We start from the raw sequence: 6,436 nt of genomic DNA, 5'->3' as shown, positions 1-6,436 counted from the left end.
CCTCGGAGCAGTCGGCGATCGCCACCAACTTCTACCAGCTGCTCGGCCTGCAGTACGATCAGCTCGCAACGCTCCACTGGATCATTCTGGCGGCCTCCGTCGCCGGCGGGCTGCTGTGTGCGGCTCTGATGCAGCCCGGCCACACGGACGCCGTCCACGTCCTTGCTTTGACGCTGCTTGCAGCGGGTGCCTACATGGACGGTCATGCGACGAGTCTGACGCGCCCGGAGCAGATGTATCTCAGCCAGGCGCTGGTAGCGGCTGGCACGTCGCTTTTCCTGCCGCCGGCAATGGCCCGGGGGTTCAGGTCGGCGCTGGCCAAGGGACCGAGCTACATCGTGAGCTTTATCGTCGTCTTTCTCTTTACCCAGAGCATCGGGGGCCTTATGGGGTCGGCGGCCTTCGGGACCTTCGTCACGGTCCGTGAGAAGTTTCACGCCAACATCCTCGCCGATGAGATGGTTGCCACCAATCCTTTGGTCGCCCAGCGCCTCGCCCAGTTGTCCGGCGCTTATGCCAAGGCAATCGGCGACAAGGCATTGCTCAACGGGGAGGGCGTGGCGCTGCTCGGGCAGACAGTCATCCGCGAGGCCAATATTCTTGCCTACAACGACGCGTTCCTGCTGACGGCGATCCTCGCGCTTTGCGCGCTCGCCGTACTCATCATCCATATCGGCTTCCAATGGCTTACCGCGCGCAGCTTCGCTGTGGCGGCGGCGACCGCATCCTGATCCACGAAGTAGACCACCATGCTGAAACATCTTCGTTCTGCCACCACGCTTATCGTCCTCCTTGCCGGGCTCGCCGGCCTCTCGCTCGTTCTCTACGCCTGGCGCTTGCCGCCCTTCGGCAGCTCGGTCGAAACCACCGAAAATGCCTATGTCCGCGGTTATGTGACGATCGTCAGCCCCCAACTTTCCGGCTACGTGGCGGAAGTGCCCGTCAAGGACTACGAGGAGGTGAAGGCTGGCCAGCTCCTCGTCAGGATCGATGATCGGATCTACGCGCAGAAGCTCGCCCAGGCAAAGGCGACGCTTGCGGCGCAGCAGGCGGCGCTCGCGAATTCGTTCCAGCAGGAGCTGTCGGCAAAGGCAGGGATCGAGGCCAGCGAAGCGCAACTCGACAGCGCTCAGGCGGTCCTGGTCACTGCGAAAGCGTCGTGGGACCGCATTCGGCCGCTGGCCGAGAAGGGCGTGGCCACGCGCAGCGATGCGGACCAGTCGCGCGCCGCCTTCGAGCAGGCGGTGGCCGCCGTCAATCAGGCCAAGGCGAATCTCGAAGTATCGAGGCAGTCGCTTGCGACGACGCTCGGGGCACGGGCCGGTCTGGAGGCCTCAGTTTCCGGCGCGGAAGCCGCGGTCGAACTGGCCCAGATCGACCTCGACAATACGCGGATTGCGGCGCCACGCGATGGCAGGCTCGGCGAGATCGGCGCCCGCGTCGGTCAGTACGTCAGTGCCGGGACGAATCTACTCGCAATCGTCCCGGGCGACGTCTGGGTCGTCGCCAATTTCAAGGAAACGCAGCTTGACGGCATGAAGATCGGCCAGGCCGTGACCATCTCCGTGGACGCCCTGAACCGGCAGGTGCTGCAAGGCCATATCGAGCGCTTCTCTCCGGCGGCAGGCTCGGAATTCAGCATCATCCGGCCCGACAACGCGACCGGCAATTTCACCAAGGTCTCCCAGCGCCTTGGCGTTCGTATTGCGGTCGATCCGGGCCAACCGCTCGCGGACCTGCTTGCGCCGGGACTTTCGGTGGTTGTGAAGGTCGACAAGTCGGTTGAGCCGCGAGCGGCATTGGCATCCGCGAGCTGACCGGCGCATCCGACAAAATTATTCGTGGTCTGCTGTAAGCAGTCGCCACAAACGGCAGAGGCCCGGATCGCTGGATCCGGGCCTCTCAATTCAGGTCTGCTGCGAAGCTTATTCTTCTTCAGATTCGAACTCAGCTTCCGGGTTGAAGAAGTCTTCCGGCTTCAGGGCGTCTTCGTCGACGCCGTAGATGGCGTCAGCAGACGTCAGGCTTTCGCCCTTGGCCTGACGCTCGGCTTCTTCGGCCGAACGGGCGACATTGACGTCAACGGCGATTTCGACTTCCGCATGCAGGTGCAGCGTCACCTTGTGCAGGCCGATTGCCTTGATCGGGTGGTTGAGGTCGACCTGGTTGCGGTTGATGGCGAAGCCTTCGGCAGCAATCGCCTCGACGATGTCGCGGGCAGCAACCGAGCCGTAGAGCTGGCCGGTTTCACCGGCGGAGCGGACGATGATGAAGGACTTGCCGTCCAGCTTGTCTGCGACCGTCTGGGCTTCGGACTTGCGCTCGAGGTTGCGGGCTTCGAGCGTTGCGCGCTCGGCGTCGAAACGTGCCTTGTTGGCGGCGTTGGCGCGCAGCGCCTTGCCGAGCGGCAGCAGGTAGTTGCGTGCGAAGCCGTCGCGAACCTTTACGGTTTCGCCCATCTGGCCGAGCTTGGCGATGCGTTCGAGGAGAATGACTTCCATTTCGATTTCCTTTCGGTTTGTCGTTGTTTCGTTGGTCAGTTTTTTCCCGCCGGCGTGACCGCGATGGTGCGTCGCGTGTCGGTCAGGCCGGACAGGAGGAAGAACACAGCCGGGATCGTGAAGACGAGCACCGACAGATAGGCGATCCACAGAACGGGAAGCCGCCAGGACTTGCCACGCGTGCGGAAGTGGAACGAGGCAAAGCCGGAGAGCAGGAAGCCCGCGCCGAACGTGCCGCAAATGAGCGCCCCGACGGCCGCCGGCGCTCCGCCGAGAAAGGCGAGGACCAGGCCGGCGAGAAACACGAAAATGGCATTGCGAGGCATCCTCAATGACGAGGGAATGTCTTCGCGCGGACGCAGCGACCTTGCCGACGTCTGGACGATCCGGGTTGCGAGGTAGTAGGCGGCAAACAGCATCAACACCCAGATCGCGCCCTGCACGAGCGGCAGGGCGAGCGTGAACATCGACTTGATCTGCGCGATTGCCGCGGCATCCGGATTGTAGAGCGGCTCCTGTGCCTTAACGGCCTCGATCACCATGTCGATCATGCGGTCCGAGACGCCGGAATCGTAACCGACGATATAGCCGACGATGATCATGCCGACGGTAACGAGCCCGGCGAGGTGGCCGAGGATGTCGGACAACGGATACCAGGCGAGCGCGCCATCGGGGCCGCCGAGTTCGGAGGCCGGGCGCGCAAGGTTTGCGAGGTGGCTGAGCCAGCCGGCCGGAACAAGCGTCACGAGCAGGATCAGCAGCGCGAAATAGGCGGAAACGAGCGTGGCAGCAGTCGCGCCGGCAACGATGATCGCGACGATCGCGGCTGCGTTGCCCCAACCGAGGCCGGCAATCAGGATAGGCAGCGCGGAAGCGGCGTAAAGGACGATCGCAAAGGACGACTGCGTGTTCGCGCCCATCGACAGAAGGGCGGCGGTAATGCCGGCGAGGGCGCCGGTGATCAGCGATGTCCTGTTCCAGATATTCACGTTCGCTGTCCTGCTTCAACGCAGTTAGGGGTCGACTGGGCCCCAACATGGGATTTTGGCGCATGCGCCGGTTCCGATCCGCGCCCACCGCGGAAGGGAGAGAGGCAAGGCACTTACCTGAGGGAAAAGCCTTGCCCCGGAGTCAATTGCCGTCGAGTCATTCGACTGACGGAGAGTCAGTCCACCTTACGATACGACGTAGGGCAGCAGGCCGAGGAAGCGCGCACGCTTGATCGCCTGGGCGAGTTCGCGCTGCTTCTTCTGGGAAACGGCCGTGATGCGGGACGGAACGATCTTGCCGCGCTCGGAAATGTAGCGCTGCAGGAGGCGGATGTCCTTGTAGTCGATCCGCGGAGCGTTCGCACCCGAGAAGGGGCAGGTCTTGCGGCGACGGTGGAATGGACGGCGTACCGGAGCGGAAGAAACTTCAGCCATTGTTTTTATCTCCTAAGCTTCGGGTTACGCGCGGTCTTCACGCGGACGGCGCGGACGGTCTTCACGGTCGCCACGGTCCGGACGCGGGCCACGGTCGAAACCGCCTTCACGCGGGCCACGGCCTTCGCCGCGCGGACGATCGTCGCGATCACGCTTCTGCATCATCGCGGACGGGCCTTCCTCGTGCTTTTCGACGGCGATCGTCATGTAGCGCAGGACGTCTTCGTTGATGCGCATCTGGCGCTCGACTTCGTGGACGGCCGGTGCCGGAGCATCGATGTCCATCAGGACGTAATGAGCCTTGCGGTTCTTCTTGATACGGTAGGTGAGGGACTTCAGACCCCAGTTTTCGACGCGACCGACCTTGCCGCCGTTCGCTTCGATGACGCCCTTGTACTGCTCGACGAGGGCATCGACCTGCTGCGGCGTGATATCCTGCCGGGCAAGGAATACGTGTTCATAAAGAGCCATTGTGGCTTGCCTTTCTTGCGTTAATCAGCCCGGACCTCGGCGGCTAAGCCTCAACGACTGTTCTTAAGGGCCGCGAGGCGGCCGGCAAGAAAGTGTTGTATCGAGACGGTCGAGAGCGGAGACACGGGAGGCCGGAATGCCTTGCATTCCTGGCGGCTTCCAACGCGGAAACCGGCCCTCCGTTCAGCCACCAGCCAGAAGACCGGGTGTTTCGAACAGCGCGCTTATACGGATTTTCTGCCGAAATGCAAGCCGCGATCCGAACTTCGGCGTCCGGGCGCTGTCAGGTACTCCGCCGGAACAATCGCCGGGCATTGCTGTTGGATATCGGCAACTCAAAACAGCGGGAGCCGACGATGGCCCATGTTGATCCAAAAATGCAAGCGTGCATCGACAATTGTCTGGACTGTTATGGCGCTTGCCTGTCGACCGCGATGAACCATTGCCTCCAGGCGGGCGGCGAACATACCGAACCGGCACATTTCAGGCTGATGGCGGCCTGCGCCGAGATCTGCCGGACCGCGGCGCATTTCATGTTGATCGGCAGCCCCCATCACGCGCATCTGTGCCGGGAATGTGCGGAGATCTGCACCGAATGCGCCAAGGATTGCGAGCGCATCGGCGACATGGCCGAATGCGCCGAAGCCTGCTGGCGCTGCGCCGAGAGCTGCCGCCAGATGGCGGCTTAAGTCCGCGCTTGGCGGCGAGAGCCGCTCAGATCGGCGCCGGGTAGAGCCGGTGGAGGCGCCGGAGGCCATTCATCACATCTTGCGAAAGCGTGACAGCCGCACCGCCGATATCGGTGTTCAATTGTTCCATCGACGTTGCGCCGATGATGACCGAAGCCATGAACGGACGTGTCAGGCAGAAGGCGATCGCCATCTGTGCCGGGTCGAGGCCATGCTCGCGGGCAAGCGCCACATAGGCGGCGACGGCGGGCTCCTGGTGCGGCGTGAAGCGGCCGCCAAGATCGCCGTTGATCGATAGGCGGGATCCTGCGGGCTTTGCCCCCTCGACGTATTTGCCGGTCAGAAGACCAGCCGCGAGCGGCGAATAGGCAAGCAGGCCGACATCCTCGTGATGGGACAGTTCCGCCAGATCGAGGTCGTAGGCGCGATAGAGCAGATTGTATTCGTTCTGGATCGTAGCAACGCGCGGCAGGCCATATCTGTTGGAGAGATCGAGCATCTTCATGGCGCCCCAGGCGGTGTCGTTCGAAAGCCCGACGGCGCGAATCTTGCCGGCCTTCACGAGTTCGCCAAGCTTGTCGAGTATCGCTTTCAGGTCGGCGGCGACGTGCTCCTGGTCTTGCCGCGACGGGTCGTAGGTCCAGGCGTTGCGGAAGTGATAATGGCCGCGATTCGGCCAATGAAGCTGGTAAAGGTCCACATAGTCCGTCTTCAGCCGCTTGAGGCTGGCGTTCAGGGCCTCTTCTATACCTTCGGGTGTTGTTGGTCCGCCGTCGCGGATATAGGGACGGCCGGGGCCGGCCACCTTGGTCGCGAGCACCACATCGTCGCGCCGGCCGCGCGCCGCCAGCCAGTTCCCGATGATGCGCTCGGTGTTGCCGTAGGTTTCGGCTGAAAGCGGTGTCGTCGGATAGAGTTCGGCTGTATCAACGAAATTGACGCCGCGGTCGAAGGCGTAATTAAGCTGTCCATGGGCTTCGGTCTGCGTATTCTGTGAGCCCCAGGTCATTGTGCCGAGGCAGATCTCCGAAACCTTGATGCCTGTGCGGCCCAGCGTGTTGTAGCGCATGAAGTAATGTTCCTCGTGGAGGCGGTTTCGCGCCGGCGGGAGGGAAGGGCGCGCCGCCAAATGAATTGAGTGGCGCCGCGGTTGATGGCTTGTCAGCCGGCGCGGCAGCAATGCGCGGCAACTTACGCCTTGATTGACGAAGATCAAGGGCAAAAGCCCGCCGGGAATCGCGAAGGTCAGCCTCTGCGCTTGACTCGCTGTTCAGGAATGTGAATGGAGAGAGAAAATTGGCGCGGATGAGAAACGACCGCGAGAGTTCCGCTTCGCTGCAATCGTTTCGTG

Annotated in this window: 7 protein-coding genes and 1 pseudogene; 3 read left to right on the top strand and 5 right to left on the bottom strand. The window is 62.8% G+C overall.

Features of this window, described 5'->3' with window-relative positions:
• Positions 1-731, top strand: a pseudogene (locus QN222_RS17870) (MFS transporter); the annotation flags it as partial.
• A gap of 18 nt (positions 732-749) precedes the next feature.
• Positions 750-1,817: an HlyD family secretion protein gene (locus QN222_RS17865; RefSeq protein WP_283961433.1), complete on the top strand. Its 1,068-nt coding sequence runs from the start codon at positions 750-752 to the stop codon at positions 1,815-1,817.
• 108 nt (positions 1,818-1,925) lie between these two features.
• On the opposite strand, the gene rplI is transcribed toward QN222_RS17865, so the two are convergent.
• From rplI to rpsF, 4 genes are all read right to left on the bottom strand, one after another.
• Entirely contained in the window at positions 1,926-2,501 is a 576-nt protein-coding gene (gene rplI, locus QN222_RS17860) for a 50S ribosomal protein L9 (protein WP_283961432.1), read from the bottom strand.
• A gap of 35 nt (positions 2,502-2,536) precedes the next feature.
• Positions 2,537-3,490 (bottom strand): DUF2232 domain-containing protein, encoded by a 954-nt coding sequence (locus tag QN222_RS17855; protein WP_283961431.1) that lies wholly within the window; start codon positions 3,488-3,490, stop codon positions 2,537-2,539.
• Between the two features lie 186 nt (positions 3,491-3,676).
• Complete coding sequence (rpsR, locus tag QN222_RS17850; RefSeq protein WP_025426448.1) at positions 3,677-3,925, bottom strand: 30S ribosomal protein S18; 249 nt, start codon at positions 3,923-3,925, stop codon at positions 3,677-3,679.
• A 24-nt stretch (positions 3,926-3,949) separates the two neighbouring features.
• A complete protein-coding gene (rpsF, locus tag QN222_RS17845) occupies positions 3,950-4,396 on the bottom strand; it encodes a 30S ribosomal protein S6 (RefSeq protein ID WP_034854248.1) in 447 nt (148 codons plus the stop codon).
• 356 nt (positions 4,397-4,752) lie between these two features.
• Between rpsF and QN222_RS17840 the strand changes: the two genes are divergently transcribed.
• The gene (locus QN222_RS17840) at positions 4,753-5,085 is read left to right on the top strand and encodes a four-helix bundle copper-binding protein (RefSeq protein WP_283961430.1); all 333 of its coding nucleotides are present in this window, start codon (positions 4,753-4,755) and stop codon (positions 5,083-5,085) included.
• Positions 5,086-5,110: 25 nt separating this feature from the next.
• Here the strand turns inward: QN222_RS17840 and QN222_RS17835 are convergent, their stop codons facing one another.
• Positions 5,111-6,154: an aldo/keto reductase gene (locus QN222_RS17835; protein WP_283961429.1), complete on the bottom strand. Its 1,044-nt coding sequence runs from the start codon at positions 6,152-6,154 to the stop codon at positions 5,111-5,113.
• Between the last annotated feature and the right edge of the window lie 282 nt (positions 6,155-6,436).

Origin of the sequence: Sinorhizobium sp. 6-70 (genome assembly GCF_030124375.1) — a bacterium.
Lineage (GTDB): Bacteria > Pseudomonadota > Alphaproteobacteria > Rhizobiales > Rhizobiaceae > Sinorhizobium.
The sequence above is the reverse complement of the archived record's forward strand: the minus strand, read 5'-3'. Positions and strand labels throughout refer to the sequence as shown.